This is a genomic window from Rathayibacter sp. AY1E6 (genome assembly GCF_002931115.1).
In the GTDB taxonomy this organism is placed as follows: Bacteria; Actinomycetota; Actinomycetes; order Actinomycetales; family Microbacteriaceae; genus Rathayibacter.
This window is the reverse complement of record NZ_PSVK01000006.1, coordinates 98,380-115,300: the sequence shown is the minus strand read 5'-3', so window position 1 is coordinate 115,300 and position 16,921 is coordinate 98,380. Positions and strand designations below refer to the sequence as shown.

Below are 16,921 nucleotides of genomic sequence, written 5' to 3'. Positions count from 1 at the left end.
GGAGGCGCCGACCACCGGCCGATCCTAGTTCGTGCGGAGGGTGCCCAGCCAATTGGCCAGCAGCCGGAGCCCGGCGGCCCCCGACTTCTCGGGGTGGAACTGCGTGGCCGAGAGCGGCCCGTTCTCGACCGCGGCGATGAAGGGGCCTCCGTGATCGGCCCAGGTGACCGCGGGACGCGGGAACGGGGGCATCACGTCGAGCGACCACTCGCGGGCGCCGTAGGAGTGCACGAAGTAGAAGCGCTCCTCGGCGATGCCGTCGAAGAGCACCGAGCCCTCGGGAGCGGAGACGGTGTTCCAGCCCATGTGCGGGACGACCTCGGCCGGGAGGAGGTCCACCGTCCCCGGCCACTCGCCCAGGCCCTCGCTCTCGACCCCGCGCTCGACGCCGCGCTCGAAGAGCACCTGCATCCCGACGCAGATGCCCAGGACGGGGCGCCCGCCGGCGAGGCGCTTCTCGATGATCTCGCCGCCGCGGGCGCGGGTCAGCGCCGACATCACGGCGTCGAAGGCGCCGACGCCGGGCACGAGGAGGCCGTCCGCCTCCAGCGCCCGCTGCCGGTCCCCCGTCAGCTCGACGTCGGCCCCGGCGAGCTCGAGCGCCTTGACGGCGGAGTGCACGTTCCCCGAGCCGTAGTCGTAGACCACGACGGAGGGGCGGGCCGAGCTCACAGCGCGCCCTTCGTCGACGGCACGCCGGAGACGAGCGGATCGAGGGCCTTGGCCTGACGGAAGGCGCGGGCGAACGCCTTGAACTCCGCTTCGGCGATGTGGTGCGGGTCCCTGCCGCCGAGCACCGTGACGTGCACGGTGAGGCCGGCGTTGAACGCGATCGCCTCGAAGACGTGGCGCACCATCGACCCGGTGAAGTGGCCGCCGATCAGGTGCAGCGCGAAGCCCTCCGGCTCGCCGGTGTGCACGAGGTAGGGGCGCCCCGAGATGTCGACGACCGCCTGCACGAGCGCCTCGTCGAGGGGGACGAGCGCGTCGCCGAAGCGTGAGATCCCGGCCTTGTCGCCGAGAGCCTGTCGGATGGCCGTGCCGAGTACGATGCCGATGTCCTCCGCGGTGTGGTGGATGTCGATCTCGATGTCGCCGCGGGCCCGGACGCGCAGGTCCGTGAGCGAATGCTTCGCGAACGCCGTCAGCAGGTGGTCGAAGAAGGGCACGCCGGTCTCGAGATCGGCGACGCCCGTGCCGTCGAGGTCGAGGGAGAGCTCGATGCTCGACTCGCTGGTGGCACGGCTGAGGGAGGCGGTGCGCCCGGGTGCGGCGCTCGGGGAGGTCATGCCTCCCAGTCTATTCGCGCCGCGTCGCCGCCCCCGGGCGGAGCTCACTCGCGCGAGAGCGCCACCGTGGGGTCGGCCGACGGTGCGGGGAGGGAGGCGAGCGCCTCGAGGAACGCGGTCGTCTCCTCCTCGGTGCCGGCGCTGACACGGAGGTGGTTCGGGATGCCGACGTCGCGGATGAGGACGCCGCGGGCGAGCAGGCCCTCGAACACGGCGGCCGGATCCGCGACACCGCCGAAGAGGACGAAGTTGCTGCCGGTCGCGTACGGGCGGTAGCCGAGGGCGCGCAGTCCGTCGATCATCCGGTCGCGCTGCACGATGATCTCGCCGACCATGGCGAGCATCTCGTCGGCGTGAGCGAGGGCGGCGGTCGCGGCGGCCTGGGTGAGGGCCGACAGGTGGTACGGGAGGCGGACGAGGCGGAGCGCGTCGATCACCGCGGGGTCGGCGGCGAGGTAGCCCAGGCGGACACCGGCGAAGGCGAAGGCCTTGCTCATGGTGCGGGACACGAGCAGGCGCGGTCGCCCGGGGAGGAGGCTCAGCGCGGTGGGAGCGCCCCTGCCGGCGAACTCGGCGTACGCCTCGTCGACGACGACGATGCCGTCGGTCGCGTCGTAGACCGCCTCGATCACGGCGAGGTCGAGCGGCGTCCCGGTCGGGTTGTTCGGCGCGCAGAGGAAGACGATGTCGGGCCGGGCCCGGCGCACCTGCTCCGCGGCGTGCTCGGCTCCGATCTCGAACTCCGCCTCGCGCGGAGCGGGGATCCACTCCGTTCCGCTCCCCGACGCGAGGATCGAGTACATCGAGTAGGTGGGCGCGAACCCCAGCAGCGAGCGCCCGGGACCGCCGAACGCCTGAAGGACGTGCTGGAGCACCTCGTTCGATCCGTTCGCAGCCCACACGCCGTCCGCGGTGAGCCCGTGACCGAGGTAGCCGGCGAGGGAGTCGCGCAGCTCTCGGAACTCGCGGTCGGGGTACCGGTTGACGGTGCGCAGCGCCTCCGTGACCCGCCCGACGATGTCGGCGATCACGTCGTCCGGGACCGGGTGGGTGTTCTCGTTGACGTTGAGGGCGACGGGCACGACCGCCTGGGGTGCGCCGTACGGGTGCTTGCCTCGGAGGTCGTCGCGGAGGGGCAGGTCGTCGAGAGTCGTCACCAGGGAATGGTAGCGAAGCGCCCGACGCGGACGACCGGGCAGCCCGGCTCAGCGAGCGATGTCGTACTCGGCCGGGACGGCGAGGCGCTGCCCGGGCTCGACGCCCGCGCTCGAGAGCTGGTTGAGGGAGAGGATGTCGTCGACCACGTCGCGCGGGTCCGCCTGCGGGGCGAGCTCCTCGGCGAGCGACCAGAGCGACTCGCCCGCGTGGACGGTGACGTACTGGAACTCGACTGCAGCGGCGTCGCTCGACGCGACCGCTCCACCGCCGTTGAGCCCGAAGGCGAAGGCGCCCGCCACGATCGGCAGGGCCCCCAGAGCGGCCACCACGGCGCGGCCGCGGCGCGTGAGGCGCAGACGGGTGCGGACGATGCGCGCCTCGCCGAACGCGTTCATCGGCTCGGGAGCGGACGGCAGGACCTCGACGGGCCGAGCCGCGGACGAGCGCTGGAGCGGGCGGGAGGTGAGCTGTGCGGTCATGGGATCGCTCCTTTCAACAGGGATTCGGGGAGGCCCTCGGCCGGGAGGGCCGCCCCGAACGCCTGTACCGAACATATCTTCGAACGACGGAGCGGTCAAGGGACCGCTCGGCTGATCCGCGGGCAGACACGCGCGCGACACACTCGAACGAATGTTCCGGGTCGGGAGTTCCGGCGGATACAGTTTCGAGAGCCTGGTCGTAGTACAGCAGCGACCACCGACATTCCTTGTCGGGTCGCGACCGGGCGGGCGCGCACGCGGCGTGCGCACCGGGAAGAGGGAGCATCGTGAGCGACGCGCAGAGGGCCGGGACCCCGGCCGCCAAGACGAAGGCGGCCGCGGGCCGGCGCCGGAAGAGCCTGAGCGCCAAGCAGCTCGCGATCCTCGACGCGATCCAGCGCTCGGTGTCGAGCCGCGGCTACCCGCCGAGCATGCGCGAGATCGGCGACGCGGTCGGCCTCGCCTCGCTGTCGAGCGTCACCCACCAGCTCAACCAGCTCGAGCTCAGCGGCTACCTGCGCCGTGACCCGAACCGGCCCCGCGCCCTCGAGATCCTCATCGACGTCCCCAGCTCGACGGAGGACGACGGGTCGTTCGAGTCGACCGCGACGGTCGGCGACGCGGCGATGGTCCCCCTCGTCGGCCGGATCGCGGCGGGTGTGCCGATCATGGCCGACCAGCAGATCGACGAGGTGTTCCCGCTTCCCCGGCAGCTCGTCGGCAAGGGCGAGCTCTTCATGCTCAAGGTCGTCGGCGAGTCGATGATCGACGCCGCGATCTGCGACGGCGACTGGGTCGTGGTCCGCTCGCAGCGCACCGCCGAGAACGGCGAGATCGTAGCGGCCATGCTCGACGGCGAGGCCACCGTCAAGGTGCTGCGCCAGCGCGACGGCCACACCTGGCTGCTGCCCCGCAACTCCAACTTCGAGCCGATCCTCGGCGACGAGGCCGAGGTGCTCGGGAAGATCGTGGCGGTCCTCCGCTCGGTCTGACACCGGGCGTGCAGGAGGGGCCCGACCGGCGTGCAGCCGGTCGGGCCCCTCCTGCATTCGACGGGCGCGGGCGATCGGGGCGCGCGCCCCTCCGTCGCGGTCACGGGAAGGCGGAGGAGGGCCGCCGAAACCCCGTCGCCGAACCCTCCGGCCGCCGCCGGTCGGTGGTGCGGGTCGCCGCACCCCCTCCCGGATGCGCCGAGCGCCCGCCTCCCTGACGGGGAGACGGGCGCTCGGGTGGTGGCGATCAGGCCTGGACGGCCGCGCGCGGAACCGCGAACTCGGTGAGCGAGCCCGCCAGATCGGCGTGCACGAGGGCGACCACGTGGGTGCCGCCCTCGACGTACTGCGTCGACAGGATCCGGCCGCTGCGGTGCAGATGCGAGATCACGTCGCCCCGGTCGTACGGCACGAGCAGGTCGATCTCGACGTCCGGCTCGGGCAGGATCTCGGCGATCCGCGCCTCCAGCTCGTCGATGCCCTCGCCGCTGCGCGCCGACACGAAGACCGCGTCGGGAGCGAGACCGCGCAGCACCAGCCGCGTGCCCTCGTCCACCAGATCGGCCTTGTTGAAGGCGATGATCTCGGGGATGCTGCGGGCGCCCACCTCGCCGATCACGTCGCGCACGGTGGCGATCTGCCCGGCCGGATCGGGGTGGGAGGCGTCCACGACGTGGACGATCACATCGGAGTCCGCGACCTCCTCGAGCGTCGACCGGAAGGCCTCGACGAGCTGGTGCGGAAGCGCTCGCACGAAGCCGACCGTGTCGGCGAGCGTGTAGAGGCGCCCGTCCTTCGTCTGGGCCTTGCGGACGGTGGCGTCGAGGGTCGCGAAGAGCGAGTTCTCGACGAGGACGCCCGCGTGCGTCATCCGGTTCAGCAGGCTCGACTTGCCGGCGTTCGTGTATCCCGCGATCGCCACCGAGGGGACGGCGTTGCGCTTGCGGTTCGCGCGCTTGGCCTCGCGGGCGGGCTTCATCGCCGTGATCTGCTTGCGCAGGCGCGCCATGCGGGTGTGGATGCGGCGACGATCGAGCTCGATCTTCGTCTCACCCGGACCGCGCGAGCCCATTCCGGCTCCCGCGCCCACCTGGCCGCCGGCCTGGCGGGACATGGACTCGCCCCAGCCGCGCAGTCGCGGGAGCAGGTACTCGAGCTGCGCGAGCTCGACCTGCGCCTTGCCCTCACGGCTCTTCGCGTGCTGGCTGAAGATGTCGAGGATCACCGCGGTGCGGTCGATCACCTTGACCTTCACCACGTCCTCCAGCGCACGCCGCTGGCTCGGTGCGAGCTCGGTGTCGGCGACGACCGTGTCCGCGCCGAGGGCCGCGACGAGCCCCGCGAGCTCCTGGGCCTTGCCCTTGCCGAGGTAGGTGCTCGGATCGGGGTGCGGGCGGCGCTGGAGCAGGCCGTCGAGGACCGTCGCTCCCGCCGTCTCCGCGAGCGCGGCGAGCTCGTGCAACGAGTTCTCCGCGTCCTCCAGCGAATTCTGCGAGTACACGCCGATGAGCACGACGTTCTCCAGGCGCAGCTGGCGGTACTCGACCTCCGTGACGTCCTCGAGCTCGGTCGAGAGGCCGGCGACGCGTCGCAGCGCCTGCCGGTCGTCGCGGTCGAACTGCTCGCCGTCGCTGTTCTCGCCCTCGTGGCCGGCGCTCTGCAGCGCCTGGGCTCCACCCGCGACGAAGCGCGAGTACCCTGCCGAACGCGACTGCGCGTTCGCCAGGACCCTCGAGACGACGTCCACGGCCTCGGTCGTGTCGGTCTCGTTCAGGTCTTCCGTCATCCGGATAACACTAACTCCTCAGGTCTTGATAGGTTCACTTCTCATGGCCGCCGAGCACTACTTCTCGAGTACTCCCGACGGCGACCTCCGGCCCCGCAGGATCCAGGCCCGCCTGGCCGGCCGCGACCTCGAGGTCACGACGGCAGGAGGGGTGTTCAGCCCCGGTCACGTCGATCTCGGCACACGCGTCCTGCTGGACGCGGTGCCCGACGCCCCCGCTGACGGGGACCTGCTGGACCTCGGCTGCGGCTGGGGCCCGATCGCCCTCGCGCTCGCCCTCGCCTCCCCCGACGCCCGGGTGTGGGCGGTCGACGTCAACCAGCGGGCGCTCGAGCTGGTCCGTCGCAACTGCGAGGAACTCGGCGTCCTCAATGTCAACGCCGTGCTGCCCGAGGATGTTCCCGACGACGTCCGCTTCCGCACCGTGTGGTCGAACCCGCCGATCCGCATCGGCAAGGAGGAGCTGCATCTCCTGCTCGAACGCTGGCTGCCGCGGCTCGAGGAGGGCGCGGACGCCTGGCTCGTCGTGCAGCGCAACCTCGGCTCAGACTCGCTCCAGACCTGGCTGGGCGCCGCGTTCGCCGGGCGGCTCGACGTGGAGCGCGTCTCCTCGGCGAAGGGCTTCCGCGTGCTCCGGACGACCCGCCGGGCCTGACCGGGTCCTCAGTCGATCCGGATCGTCCCGGTGAAGACGAGGTCGGCCGGGCCGGAGAGCCCGACGTGCTCGCCCTCCTCCGCCGCGAACATCGTCACGCCGAGCGTGCCGCCCGGGACCTCCACGCGCCAGGCCTGCGGAGCGCGGGCTCCCGCCCAGTAGCGCACCGCCAGTGCCGCCGCTGCGGCACCCGTGCCGCAGCTCAGGGTCTCGCCGCTGCCGCGCTCGTGCACGCGCATCCGGATCCGCCCGATGCCGTCGTGGACCAGGGGCTCGCCGGGTACCACGAACTCGACGTTCGCGCCGTCCTCGGGCTCCGGGTCGAGCTGCGGGATGTAGGAGAGGTCGGCGGAGTCGAGCTCCTCGTCGTTGCTGAGGGCGACGACCACGTGCGGATTGCCGAGGTCGATCCCGAGACCGGGGCGCGCGACCTTGAGCTCCTTCGCCCGCACCAGGGGCTCGCCGCCCGCCAGCTCCCAGCGGCCGAGGTCGACCTGGAACCCGGCACCGCTGCGGGTGACGTCGCGGACGCCGGCGCGGGTGCCGATCGGCAGGGTGTCGCCGGGCTCGAGCGCCGCGAGGCCGCCCGCGAGCAGGAACGCGGCGTAGACGCGGATGCCGTTGCCGCACATCTCGGCGATCGAGCCGTCGGCGTTGCGGTAGTCCATGAACCACTCCGCCTCGCTCTCCTCGGCCAGAGCCGCGGCGCCCTCCGGGATCGCGCGGGAGCGGACGGCACGGATGACGCCGTCGGCGCCGACGCCGAAGTGGCGGTCGCAGATCATCGCGATCTGCGCGGGCGAGAGGTCGACCTCACCGTCCGGGTCGCTGAAGAGCACGAAGTCGTTGCCGGTGCCCTGGCCCTTGGTGAAGTGCAGCTCGATCGTCATGGCGCACAGCCTAGCGAGGAGCGGGAGCGGCGGCCTGGGCGGCGGAGTGCGCCCGCGACACCAGGTCCGGCGCGTCGTACGGGAGCCGGTGGGCGCCGGCGTAGCGCCGGAACCAGCTGTTCTGCCGACGTGCGTAGCGGCGCGTGAGCGCCTGCGTCGCCGCGATCGCCTCCTCCTCGCGGAGGACGCCGGCACGCTGGGCGAGCGCCTGGGCGTACCCGATGGCCCGCCCGGCGGTGACGCCGCGCTCCAGGCCGAGGGGGACGAGCCGCTCGACCTCGTCGAGCATCCCGGCCGCCCACATCCGCTCCACCCGCCGGTCGAGGCGCTGCACCAGCTCCTCCCGCGGAGCCTCGAGGAACAGGATCGAGGCGGGGCGCCACGGAACCGGCTCGTCGGACATCAGCGCGCTGTGCGTGCTCCCGCCGGTGAGCTCCGCGATCTCGAGCGCGCGGACGATGCGCCGGGCGTTGTGCGGACCGATCCGCTCGGCCACTCCGGCGTCGATCCGGCGCAACCGCTCGACGAGGGCGCCCAGGCCCTCCCGCTCGGCGGTCTCCTCGAGCCGGCGCCGGACGGCCGGGTCGGTGCCCGCGAACGAGAACTCGAAGACGACGCTGGAGACGTACAGACCGGAGCCTCCGACGAGGATCGGCGTCGCCCCGCGCGCCAGCACGCTCTCGATCACGCGCCGCGCCTCGCGCTGGTAGCGGGCGACCGACGCCTCCTCCGTCACGTCGAGGACGTCGAGCAGGTGGTGCGGGACGCCCCGACGCTCGTCGGCGGGCAGCTTCGCGGTGCCGATGTCCATCCCGCGGTAGAGCTGCATCGCGTCGGCGTTCACGATCTCAGCGGCGCCGCCGTCCTGCCGGATCGCCTCGGCGAGCTCGAGCGAGAGGTCGGACTTGCCCGTGCCGGTCGCGCCGACGACCGCGATGAGCTCCGGCGCGGTATCGGGGGCTCCGGTCTCAGCGCTCGCCATCGAGGGCGTCGTAGATCGGCGTCGTCAGCGTGCCGGCGTCGCGCACGCGCAGCGACGGCAGGCCCAGCGAGACCCGGGGCGCCCCGCTCGCGCCCGGGGCGGCCGGAACTCCGCAGGACTCGGTCTGCGCCCGGTCCCAGGCGTCGCCCGCGCGGGTGCGGCGGATGCGGAGCGGCGCGCCGTCGGGCGAATCCGCCAGGAGGTAGAAGGGGGCGGCACGGGTGACCCGGACGGAGACCACGTCTCCGGGACGCGGCTGCTCGGAGCCCTCGGGCACGTCGAAGTGCAACAGACGGCTGTCCTCGGCGCGTCCGCTCAGCCGGTGCGTCTCCGTGTCGCGACGGCCCTCGCCGGTCGCGACGAGGACCTCGACCTCTCGGCCGACGACTGCGCGGTTCTCCTGCTCGCTGATCGCGTCCTGCAGGGCGACGAGCCGCTCGTAGCGCTCCTGGACGACCGCCTTGGGGATCTGGTCGGGCAGCGTCGCGGCCGGGGTGCCGGGCCGGATGGAGTACTGGAAGGTGAAGGCGGAGGCGAAGCGGGCCGCCTCGACCACCCGCAGGGTCTCCTGGAAGTCGGCCTCGGTCTCGCCGGGGAAGCCCACGATGATGTCGGTGCTGATCGCCGCGTGCGGGATGCGATCGCGGACCCGGTCAAGGATCCCGAGGAACTTCTCGGAGCGGTAGGAGCGGCGCATCGCCTTGAGGATGCGGTCGGAGCCGGACTGGAGCGGCATGTGCAGCTGCGGCATCACCGCCGGCGTCTCGGCCATGGCGTCGATCACGTCGTCGGTGAAGGCCGCGGGATGGGGGCTCGTGAAGCGGATCCGCTCGAGCCCGTCGATGGTGCCCGCCGCGCGGAGCAGCTTCGAGAACGCCTGGCGGTCGCCGAACTCGACGCCGTAGGAGTTCACGTTCTGGCCGAGAAGGGTGACCTCGATCGCGCCGTCGTCCACGAGCGCCTGGATCTCGGCGAGCACGTCGCCGGGACGCCGGTCCTTCTCCTTGCCGCGGAGCGAGGGGACGATGCAGAAGGTGCAGGTGTTGTTGCAGCCGACCGAGATCGAGACCCAGCCGCTGTAGGTCGAGTCGCGCTTCGTGGGGAGCGTGGAAGGGAAGACATCGAGCGACTCGAGGATCTCGAGCTGCGCCTCGTCGTTGTGGCGGGCGCGCTCGAGCAGGCTCGGGAGGGCGCCCATGTTGTGCGTGCCGAAGACGACGTCGACCCACGGGGCGCGGTCGAGGATGACGTTCTTGTCCTTCTGCGCGAGGCAGCCGCCGACCGCGATCTGCATCCCCTCGTGGCGGCGCTTCACCGACGCGAGGTGGCCGAGGTTGCCGTAGAGCTTGTTGTCGGCGTTCTCGCGCACCGCGCAGGTGTTGATGACGACGACGTCGGCCTCGGCTCCATCGGCGGACACGTAGCCCGCCGCCTCGAGCGAACCGCTCAGCCGCTCGGAGTCGTGCACGTTCATCTGGCACCCGAACGTACGGACCTCGTAGGTCCTCGGCCGGGTCTCGGCGACGGGCGACGGGGCGGTACCGGGCGTGCTCATGGTGTGGGATTCTACGCTCCGGTCGGACCGCCTCGGCCCGCCGTGTCAGCGGAAGCGGACGCTCGACCCCGGCTTGCGGATCGTCTCGCGGACGACGCGCTGCACGAGTCCGCCGGCGTAGCCGCGGCGCGCGAGGAATCCCGTGAGCCGGCGCTCGGCGACCTCGTCGGAGAGCGAGCGCAGGCTCGGCAGGCGCTTGCGCGCGAGCTCGAGCGCCGTGCGGTACTCGTCGTCGCCGTCCAGCTCGTCGAGCGCTGACGCGATCGCCTCGGGGTCGATCTTCCGCGCGCGCAGCTCCTGCTGGATGGAGGAGCGGCCGAGCTTCTTGCGGTCACGGAGCGAGACGACCAGCTGCTCCGCCATGCGGAGGTCGTCGAGGTAGCCGAAGCGCGTGAAGCGCTCGAGGATCTCGAGGGCGTCCTTCTCGGCGACGCCCTCCGTGTAGAGGCGCGCCTCGACCTCGGCGACCGAGAGGCTCTTGCGGGAGAGCCCCCGTACGATCCGATCCGCGACCTGCTCGGGATCGATCTCCTCCGGGATCTCGATCGCGTCCTCGTCGTCCTCGTCGTCCGCGTTCTCGACGAACGCCGGCGCGCGCCGGGCGACATGAGCCGAGAGCTCGGCGATCCGCTCGGAGGCCGGAGACGCGGCGCCCCCGACGGCGGAGCCTTCCGACCCGCCTGCGGCCGCCCCGGGAGCACTGGTACGCGGCGTTCCGGCTCCGGACGGATCCGGAAGCGACCCGGCCCCGTCGGCGTCCGGCGCCGCCGGAGCCCAGCCGTCGTCGCCAGCCGCACCCCGGTCGACCCAGGGCAGGAAGGCCACGGGGCGGCCCTTCGCCCCCTCCGCGGCCTTCTCCGCCACGGGCTAGGCGCCCTTGCGCACGGGCTGCTTGGTCTCGATCGCGACCGGCGCGGCCTCGACGGCCGCGTTCGGGTCGACGATCACGCCGAGCTTGACCAGGATGCGCTTCTCGATCTCGGCGGCCACATCGGGGTTGTCGATGAGGAACTGGCGCGCCTTCTCCTTGCCCTGACCGAGCTGGTCGCCGTCGTAGGTGTACCAGGCGCCCGACTTGCGGACGATCTCGTGCTCGACGCCGAAGTCGATCAGGCTGCCCTCGCGGGAGATGCCGACGCCGTAGAGGATGTCGAACTCGGCCTGCTTGAAGGGCGGGGCCATCTTGTTCTTCACGACCTTGACGCGGGTGCGGTTACCGACCGCGTCGGTGCCGTCCTTCAGCGTCTCGATGCGGCGGATGTCGAGGCGGACCGACGCGTAGAACTTGAGCGCCTTGCCGCCCGCCGTGGTCTCGGGGCTTCCGAAGAAGACGCCGATCTTCTCGCGCAGCTGGTTGATGAAGATCATCGTGGTGTTCGTGGTGTTCAGTCCGCCGGTCAGCTTGCGCAGCGCCTGGGACATGAGGCGGGCCTGCAGGCCGACGTGGGAGTCGCCCATCTCGCCCTCGATCTCGGCACGCGGCACGAGGGCCGCGACGGAGTCGATCACGATGAGGTCGATCGAGCCCGAGCGCACGAGCATGTCGGCGATCTCGAGCGCCTGCTCTCCGGTGTCGGGCTGCGACACGAGGAGGGAGTCGATGTCGACGCCGAGCTTCTTGGCGTACTCGGGGTCGAGCGCGTGCTCCGCGTCGATGAAGGCGGCGATGCCGCCGTTGCGCTGCGCGTTCGCGATCGCGTGCAGCGTGAGGGTGGTCTTTCCGGAGGACTCGGGGCCGTAGATCTCGACGATGCGGCCGCGGGGGAGCCCGCCGATCCCGAGCGCGACGTCGAGCGCGATCGAACCGGTCTGGATCACCTCGACGGGAGCGCGGTCGTCGCTTCCGAGGCGCATGACGGCGCCCTTGCCGAACTGGCGGTCGATCTGGGCGAGTGCGGTCTCGAGGGACTTCTCGCGGTCGGAGGAACTGGGCATGGCCGTCTCGCTCTCGTGTTCGTGGTGGTGTCGCCTACAGGCTGTCGCGACATGCCGGTGGCTGTCGGAGTGACAGTGCCGGCCGGCTGCGACAAGGCGGTGAAGCAGGTCCGTTCAGGTGTCTCCGACGGTACGCCCGACCACCGACATCGGGGCCGAGCGAGAGCGACTCCGTGGAGACGGGGCCGTTCCTGCTTCTGTGGAGGAGCCTAGACCCGTTCGAACACGGATTCGAGCACGAGCCGTCGGCGTGTCGAACACGGCTTCGGCGACGGGAGCGTCAGCGGTGGCGCTTCCGCGGATCCACGCCGTGCCACCGGGCCTCCGGGACGTCGTTGGCGCGGCAGAGGGCGAGCCAGACCTCGCGAGGCTCCGCTCCGTCCGCGAGGGCGCGCTCGGCGGTGCGGCCCCCGAGCTCGGTCAGCACGAGGTCCGAGACCAGGACACGGGCATAGGCGCCGCCGAACTCGTCGTCCACCAGCTGCCGGAACTCGCTCAAGCGCATGCGTCCACGGTAGCCGCTGCCCGGAGGCCGCACTCCCCCGGGAACGCCGAAGGGCGCCCGGCCGGAGCCTGGGCGCCCTTCGCGTGGAACGGGTGCGGTGAGTGGAGGGGACGGGGGGCCGACTACTGCGTGACGAGGTCCGCGTCGAAGCCGGCGACCATGTCGGCCGGAATGGTGTCGGGGATGGTCTCGATGCCCTCGATGACGGCGAGACGATCGCCGACCTCGCGCATGATCACCGAGATGGGGGTGTCGAGGGCGTCGGCGACAGAGGCGAGGATCTCCGAGGAGGCCTCCTTCTGACCGCGTTCGACCTCGCTCAGGTAGCCGAGCGCAACGCTCGCCTTGCTCGCCACCTGACGGAGCGTACGACCTTTCTGCAGGCGAAAGTCCCTGAGGACATCGCCGATCTCCTGACGAACTAGAACCACTGGACCCTCCTTCTCCACGTCAACCGCATGTCGTGCACCTGCACCGCGAGCACGAGCGCCGGAGATTCCGGAGCGGGTGATCGGGGGCTGGGACGAGAGAACCGGATAGCTGTTTACTACCCGGTTCGTATGGTATCGACTCTAATACCGGATGACTGGACTTTGCGTGTGAGCGACACCAGTTGTAACCGGGCCGCAATGCGGCGCATTCCGATTCCCGGAGGGCCCTCGCTGGGTATCCGCCTCATGCGCCGCGGGAGATCAGCTCCGCGCCGAGGGCGAGAGCCGCGTCGACCGAGGCGGCGCGGATCGCGGCGCGGTCGCCGTCGAACCGGTGCTCACGGACGAGCTCGTCCTCGCCGAGGACGGCCGCTACGAAGACGGTGCCGACGGCCGCATCCCCCTGCGGATCCGGACCGGCGACCCCCGTGGTCGCCAGGCCGAGCGTCGGACGCCCGTCGGCTGCGAGCCGCGAGGACGCTCCGCGCGCCATCTGCACGGCGACTCCGGGATCGACGGGACCCCGCTCGCCGAGGACGCGCGCGTCGACCCCGAGGAGCCGGTCCTTGAGGTCGGTGGCATAGCTCACCACTCCCCCGCGGTACACGGCGGAGGCGCCGGGCACCTCCACGAGGGCGGAGCTGAGCGCGCCGCCGGTGAGCGACTCCGCGACGGCGAGGTCGACACCCCGCCGCCGGAGCTCGGCGATCAGCTGCGCGGCCGTCACCGCGTCGACCGGGCGGCCCGGCTCTGGCGGGCGGCGTCGGCGAGGTAGTCGATCCCGGTGGCGACCGTGAGCACCACCGCGGCCGTCATCGTGATCCCGTTCAGCCAGTGGACCCACTCGCCGAGGACGGCCCAGAGCGGCAGCAGAGCGAGGGAGATCGCGATCGACTGCACGATCGTCTTGAGCTTGCCGCCCCGCGACGCCGGGATCACCCGGTCCGAGAGCACGGCCATTCGGAACACGGTGATGCCGATCTCGCGCACGAGGATGACGATCGTCACCCACCACGGCAGCTCCGCGAGGATCGAGAGCCCGACGAGCGCCGCGCCGGTGAGCACCTTGTCGGCGATCGGGTCCAGGAGCTTGCCGAGATCGGTCACGAGGCCCCGGCTCCGGGCGATGTGCCCGTCGATGCCGTCCGTGGCGATCGCGACGATGAAGAGAAGCGCCGCGGCGATCCGGATCCCGCCGTCCTGCCCCCCGTCGGCCAGCAGGAGCCAGAAGAAGACGGGCGCCAGCAGGATCCGGACGACCGTGATCGCGTTCGGCAGGTTCCAGTTGCCCGACGCGGCCGGAGCCGGTGCGGTGGGGTGGGTCATCGTGCTCCGCCGTTCCTCGCAGTGCGGGCGACCGGGACGGTCACTCGCGTCCCGTCAGCGTCCAGGCGTCCTCGCCGGACCCCTCGTCGTCGTCGTGGTAGTCGGTGGCGGCGGGCCCCGTCGGCTCGGCCAGCGGATCCGCGTACGGGTCCGGGGCGACCGAGGACGGCGCGGCCGGCCCCTCGCCCGGGTCCTCGCCGCGCATGCGCGCGAGGACGCCCGGCAGCTGCTCGGCGGTGACCAGCACGTCGCGGGCCTTCGACCCCTCAGAGGGGCCGACGACCTCGCGCGACTCGAGCAGGTCCATCAGCCGGCCGGCCTTGGCGAAGCCGACGCGGAGCTTGCGCTGCAGCATCGAGGTCGAGCCGAACTGCGTGCTGACGACGAGCTCGGCCGCCGCGACCAGCAGCTCGAGGTCGTCCCCGATGTCGGAGTCGATCTCCTTGCGCTGCGCCTGCACGGTGATGTCCTGGCGGTACTCGGGCTGCGCCTGACGGGTGACGTGCTCGACGACTTTCGCGATCTCGTCCTCGCGGACCCAGGCGCCCTGGACGCGCATCGGCTTGTTGGTGCCCATGGGGAGGAAGAGGCCGTCGCCCTGCCCGATGAGCTTGTCGGCTCCCGGCTGGTCGAGGATGACCCGCGAGTCGGTCACGCTGGTCACCGCGAAGGCGAGGCGGCTGGGCACGTTCGCCTTGATGAGGCCGGTCACCACGTCGACGCTCGGCCGCTGCGTGGCCAGCACGAGGTGGATGCCCGAGGCGCGCGCGAGCTGGGTGATGCGCACGATCGAGTCCTCGACGTCGCGCGGGGCGACCATCATCAGGTCGGCGAGCTCGTCGACCACCACGAGGAGGTACGGGTACGGCTTGAGGACGCGGCTGCTGCCCGCCGGGAGCTTGATCTCGTCCGCGCGGACGGCCGCGTTGAAGTCGTCGATGTGACGGAACCCGAACGAAGCCAGGTCGTCGTAGCGCATGTCCATCTCCTTCACGACCCACTGCAGCGCCTCGGCGGCCTTCTTGGGGTTCGTGATGATCGGAGTGATCAGGTGCGGCACTCCGCCGTAGATGGTGAGCTCCACGCGCTTGGGGTCGATCAGGACCATCCGCACGTCCTGCGGGCGCGCGCGCATCAGCAGGCTCGTGATCATCGAGTTGACGAAGCTGGACTTGCCGGAGCCGGTGGAGCCGGCGACCAGGAGGTGCGGCATCTTGGCGAGGTTCGCCACGACGTAGCCGCCCTCGACGTCCTTGCCGACGCCGATGGTCATCGGGTGCGTGGACGTCGTCGAGGCCGGCGAGCGGAGGACGTCGCCCAGGGAGACGATCTCGCGGTCCGTGTTGGGGATCTCGACGCCGATCGCGCTCTTGCCCGGGATCGGGGAAAGGATCCGGACCTCGTTGCTGGCGACGGCGTAGGAGAGGTTCTTGCTGAGCGCGGTGACGCGCTCGACCTTGACGCCGGGGCCGAGCTCGATCTCGTAGCGGGTGACGGTCGGGCCGCGGGAGAAGCCGGTGACCGTCGCGTCCACGTTGAACTGCTGCAGCACCTCGGTGATGGCGCGGACCATCTCGTCGTTGGCCGCCGAGCGCGCCTTGGAGGGCGTGCCCGTCGAGAGGGCGGCCGCCGAGGGGAGGCGGTACGGCGCGTCGTCCTCGAACGAGGAGTCGAAGCCGGCGGTCGGGTCCTCCTCGGCGAGGGGCGCGATCGGGCCGGTCTCGATGACGGGCGGGATCGGGACGGCGGGCGCCACGTCGAGGCGGTCGAGCCGGATGACCTCGGTCGCGTCGTCGTCGACCACGCCGGTCGCGCCGCGGGGAGCGCCCGTCTGCTCGAAGCGGGCGAGCGCCGCCTCGGCGGTCTCGGCCTCGGCCAGCACCTCGGTGGCGTAGGAGCGGGTCGGCGGGTGGGCCTCGTCGTCGCGCTCCTCGAGCGCGGTGTCGAAGCCCTTCGCGCGGCCGCGGGCCGGCGCGGCGCCCTCGATGACCTCGGTGAAGGAGTCGATCGGGAGCTCGGTCTGCACGGTCGGCTCGTCCTCGCGCCCGGACTCGGTGCGCCGCCACCAGGGCAGCTCTCCGCCGTCCTGCTGCGCGTCCTCCTCCTGGTCGGCCTCCGCCTTCGCCGCGGCCTTCGCGGCGGCCCGCTCGGCCTTGAGGCGGGCGCGCTCCTCGTCGTCGAGCACGGGGGCGCCGAAGAGGTAGCCGTAGAGCTCCCGGGAGCGCGCGCCGATGCGGTTCGGCGGGGTCTTGGTGATGATGAACAGCGACAGCAGGATCACGAGAGACAGCAGCACGGTCGCGCCGGGGACGGTGGCGATCGCCGCGAGCGGGGCGCCCACCAGCCAGCCGAGGACGCCTCCCGCGGCCGCCATGGTCTCGATTCCCTGGCCGGGCTGCGGCAGGCCGAGGTGCGCGTGGCAGATGCCGGCGGAGGCGACGAGCAGCGTGATGACGCCCACGCCGATCCGCCCGTTGTCGTCGACGGACCGGGGGTGCCGGAAGAGCCAGAGGGAGAAGAGGAGAAGGACGACCGGCAGCACGTAGGCGACACGGCCGAAGAAGCCGCCAAAGCTCCACGCGTCGAGCACCAGGGCGACCGGGTCGGTCGCGAGGAACCACTCGACCACCGCGCCCGCGACGGCCAGCAGCAGCAGCAGGAAGGGGACGCCGTCGCGGCGCTCCTCCTTCGCCAGCCGCTCGGGACCGAGGGCGCGGGCGGCGCCGCCCGCGAGGTGGGCCAGCGCCATCCAGAGCCGCACGGCGGGGTTGGTGCGCGGGGCGGACTCGAAGGCCACCGTCTTCGTCTCGGCGGCCGCCTTGCCCGAGCCCCGTCCGGATCGCGGCGCGCCGGAGCGCGGAGTCGCGCTGCCGCGCCCGCGCGAGGTCGTCTTGGTCCTGGTCGCCATGAGGCCACCGTACCCGCCGCCCCCGTCAGG

At 72.0% G+C, this 16,921-nt stretch carries 17 protein-coding genes; 2 read left to right on the top strand and 15 right to left on the bottom strand.

Going from position 1 to position 16,921, the window contains the following annotated elements; genetic code table 11:
- Positions 1 to 24: 24 nt before the first annotated feature.
- From hisH to C5C46_RS07950, 4 genes are read right to left on the bottom strand one after another with little or no spacing between them, the layout of a single operon-like run.
- Positions 25 to 672: an imidazole glycerol phosphate synthase subunit HisH gene (hisH, locus tag C5C46_RS07965; RefSeq protein ID WP_104224485.1), complete on the bottom strand. Its 648-nt coding sequence runs from the start codon at positions 670 to 672 to the stop codon at positions 25 to 27.
- Positions 669 to 1,289: an imidazoleglycerol-phosphate dehydratase HisB gene (gene hisB, locus C5C46_RS07960; protein ID WP_104224484.1), complete on the bottom strand. Its 621-nt coding sequence runs from the start codon at positions 1,287 to 1,289 to the stop codon at positions 669 to 671. Before hisB ends, hisH begins: the two co-directional genes overlap by 4 nt.
- A gap of 44 nt (positions 1,290 to 1,333) precedes the next feature.
- Complete coding sequence (locus tag C5C46_RS07955; RefSeq protein WP_181027239.1) at positions 1,334 to 2,446, bottom strand: histidinol-phosphate transaminase; 1,113 nt, start codon at positions 2,444 to 2,446, stop codon at positions 1,334 to 1,336.
- 48 nt (positions 2,447 to 2,494) lie between these two features.
- The gene (locus tag C5C46_RS07950) at positions 2,495 to 2,926 is read right to left on the bottom strand and encodes a LysM peptidoglycan-binding domain-containing protein (RefSeq protein ID WP_308470736.1); all 432 of its coding nucleotides are present in this window, start codon (positions 2,924 to 2,926) and stop codon (positions 2,495 to 2,497) included.
- Positions 2,927 to 3,213: 287 nt separating this feature from the next.
- Here C5C46_RS07950 and lexA point away from each other — a divergent pair, with 287 nt between their 5' ends.
- Positions 3,214 to 3,918 (top strand): transcriptional repressor LexA, encoded by a 705-nt coding sequence (lexA, locus tag C5C46_RS07945; protein WP_104224482.1) that lies wholly within the window; start codon positions 3,214 to 3,216, stop codon positions 3,916 to 3,918.
- 247 nt (positions 3,919 to 4,165) lie between these two features.
- On the opposite strand, the gene hflX is transcribed toward lexA, so the two are convergent.
- Positions 4,166 to 5,704, bottom strand: coding sequence for a GTPase HflX (gene hflX / locus C5C46_RS07940; RefSeq protein WP_104224481.1), 1,539 nt, complete (start codon positions 5,702 to 5,704; stop codon positions 4,166 to 4,168).
- A gap of 43 nt (positions 5,705 to 5,747) precedes the next feature.
- Here hflX and C5C46_RS07935 point away from each other — a divergent pair, with 43 nt between their 5' ends.
- Positions 5,748 to 6,359, top strand: a complete 612-nt coding sequence (locus C5C46_RS07935; RefSeq protein WP_104226309.1) for a class I SAM-dependent methyltransferase — start codon at positions 5,748 to 5,750, stop codon at positions 6,357 to 6,359.
- A gap of 8 nt (positions 6,360 to 6,367) precedes the next feature.
- Here the strand turns inward: C5C46_RS07935 and dapF are convergent, their stop codons facing one another.
- The 10 genes from dapF to C5C46_RS07885 all read right to left on the bottom strand — a co-directional run bounded on the left by dapF (position 6,368) and on the right by C5C46_RS07885 (position 16,891).
- Positions 6,368 to 7,249 carry a diaminopimelate epimerase gene (gene dapF / locus C5C46_RS07930; protein WP_104226308.1) on the bottom strand — a complete coding sequence of 294 codons (882 nt, stop codon included), beginning with the start codon at positions 7,247 to 7,249 and terminating at the stop codon, positions 6,368 to 6,370.
- Positions 7,250 to 7,259: 10 nt separating this feature from the next.
- Positions 7,260 to 8,231: a tRNA (adenosine(37)-N6)-dimethylallyltransferase MiaA gene (gene miaA, locus C5C46_RS07925; protein ID WP_104226307.1), complete on the bottom strand. Its 972-nt coding sequence runs from the start codon at positions 8,229 to 8,231 to the stop codon at positions 7,260 to 7,262.
- The gene (gene miaB / locus C5C46_RS07920) at positions 8,218 to 9,786 is read right to left on the bottom strand and encodes a tRNA (N6-isopentenyl adenosine(37)-C2)-methylthiotransferase MiaB (protein WP_104226306.1); all 1,569 of its coding nucleotides are present in this window, start codon (positions 9,784 to 9,786) and stop codon (positions 8,218 to 8,220) included. Before miaB ends, miaA begins: the two co-directional genes overlap by 14 nt.
- A 45-nt stretch (positions 9,787 to 9,831) precedes the next feature.
- Positions 9,832 to 10,650, bottom strand: a complete 819-nt coding sequence (locus C5C46_RS07915; protein WP_104226305.1) for a regulatory protein RecX — start codon at positions 10,648 to 10,650, stop codon at positions 9,832 to 9,834.
- Positions 10,651 to 10,653: 3 nt separating this feature from the next.
- A complete protein-coding gene (recA, locus tag C5C46_RS07910; protein ID WP_104224475.1) occupies positions 10,654 to 11,721 on the bottom strand; it encodes a recombinase RecA in 1,068 nt (355 codons plus the stop codon).
- Positions 11,722 to 12,001: 280 nt separating this feature from the next.
- A complete protein-coding gene (locus C5C46_RS07905) occupies positions 12,002 to 12,226 on the bottom strand; it encodes a DUF3046 domain-containing protein (protein ID WP_104224474.1) in 225 nt (74 codons plus the stop codon).
- A gap of 122 nt (positions 12,227 to 12,348) precedes the next feature.
- Positions 12,349 to 12,657 carry a helix-turn-helix domain-containing protein gene (locus tag C5C46_RS07900; RefSeq protein WP_104226304.1) on the bottom strand — a complete coding sequence of 103 codons (309 nt, stop codon included), beginning with the start codon at positions 12,655 to 12,657 and terminating at the stop codon, positions 12,349 to 12,351.
- 244 nt (positions 12,658 to 12,901) lie between these two features.
- A complete protein-coding gene (locus C5C46_RS07895) occupies positions 12,902 to 13,384 on the bottom strand; it encodes a CinA family protein (RefSeq protein ID WP_104224473.1) in 483 nt (160 codons plus the stop codon).
- Positions 13,381 to 13,983 carry a CDP-diacylglycerol--glycerol-3-phosphate 3-phosphatidyltransferase gene (gene pgsA, locus C5C46_RS07890; RefSeq protein WP_104226303.1) on the bottom strand — a complete coding sequence of 201 codons (603 nt, stop codon included), beginning with the start codon at positions 13,981 to 13,983 and terminating at the stop codon, positions 13,381 to 13,383. Before pgsA ends, C5C46_RS07895 begins: the two co-directional genes overlap by 4 nt.
- A 40-nt stretch (positions 13,984 to 14,023) precedes the next feature.
- On the bottom strand, positions 14,024 to 16,891 hold the full coding sequence (locus C5C46_RS07885; RefSeq protein ID WP_104226302.1) for a DNA translocase FtsK: 2,868 nt from the start codon (positions 16,889 to 16,891) through the stop codon (positions 14,024 to 14,026).
- Positions 16,892 to 16,921 lie beyond the last annotated feature (30 nt).

Coding starts and splice junctions, on each gene's coding strand:
- hisB (WP_104224484.1), bottom strand. CDS start 1,289: ATGACCTCCCCGAGCGCCGCACCCGGGCGCACCGCCTCCCTCAGCCGT.
- C5C46_RS07950 (WP_308470736.1), bottom strand. CDS start 2,926: ATGACCGCACAGCTCACCTCCCGCCCGCTCCAGCGCTCGTCCGCGGCT.
- hflX (WP_104224481.1), bottom strand. CDS start 5,704: ATGACGGAAGACCTGAACGAGACCGACACGACCGAGGCCGTGGACGTC.
- C5C46_RS07935 (WP_104226309.1), top strand. CDS start 5,748: ATGGCCGCCGAGCACTACTTCTCGAGTACTCCCGACGGCGACCTCCGG.
- dapF (WP_104226308.1), bottom strand. CDS start 7,249: ATGACGATCGAGCTGCACTTCACCAAGGGCCAGGGCACCGGCAACGAC.
- miaA (WP_104226307.1), bottom strand. CDS start 8,231: ATGGCGAGCGCTGAGACCGGAGCCCCCGATACCGCGCCGGAGCTCATC.
- miaB (WP_104226306.1), bottom strand. CDS start 9,786: ATGAGCACGCCCGGTACCGCCCCGTCGCCCGTCGCCGAGACCCGGCCG.
- recA (WP_104224475.1), bottom strand. CDS start 11,721: ATGCCCAGTTCCTCCGACCGCGAGAAGTCCCTCGAGACCGCACTCGCC.
- C5C46_RS07905 (WP_104224474.1), bottom strand. CDS start 12,226: ATGCGCTTGAGCGAGTTCCGGCAGCTGGTGGACGACGAGTTCGGCGGC.
- pgsA (WP_104226303.1), bottom strand. CDS start 13,983: ATGACCCACCCCACCGCACCGGCTCCGGCCGCGTCGGGCAACTGGAAC.
- C5C46_RS07885 (WP_104226302.1), bottom strand. CDS start 16,891: ATGGCGACCAGGACCAAGACGACCTCGCGCGGGCGCGGCAGCGCGACT.